Genomic DNA, 539 nt, shown 5'->3' with positions numbered 1-539 from the left:
TCGGCGCGGAATCACTTGACCAGTGAGCTATTACGCACTCTTTCAAGGATGGCTGCTTCTAAGCCAACCTCCTGGTTGTCACGGCAACTCCACATCCTTTACCACTTAGCACACGCTTAGGGGCCTTAGCCGATGATCTGGGCTGTTTCCCTCTCGACTACGAACCTTATCGCCCGCAGTCTCACTGCCACGCTCTCACTTACCGGCATTCGGAGTTTGGCTGACTTCAGTAAGCTTGTCGGCCCCCTAGGCCATCCAGTAGCTCTACCTCCGGCAAGAAACACGTGACGCTGCACCTAAATGCATTTCGGGGAGAACCAGCTATCACGGAGTTTGATTGGCCTTTCACCCCTACCCACAGGTCATCCCCCAGGTTTTCAACCCTGGTGGGTTCGGTCCTCCACGCGGTCTTACCCGCGCTTCAACCTGCCCATGGGTAGATCACTCCGCTTCGGGTCTACAGCATGCGACTCAAACGCCCTATTCAGACTCGCTTTCGCTACGGCTCCCCCACACGGGTTAACCTCGCCACACACCAT

At 56.2% G+C, this 539-nt stretch carries 1 rRNA gene; it reads right to left on the bottom strand.

The annotated features are described in order from the left end of the window. Nucleotides 1-539 (bottom strand): 23S ribosomal RNA (locus ABEA10_RS50765); the annotation flags it as partial.

Origin of the sequence: Actinoallomurus oryzae (assembly GCF_039541955.1) — a bacterium.
Lineage (GTDB): Bacteria > Actinomycetota > Actinomycetes > Streptosporangiales > Streptosporangiaceae > Actinoallomurus > Actinoallomurus oryzae.
This window is presented reverse-complemented; position numbering and strand designations above follow the sequence as displayed.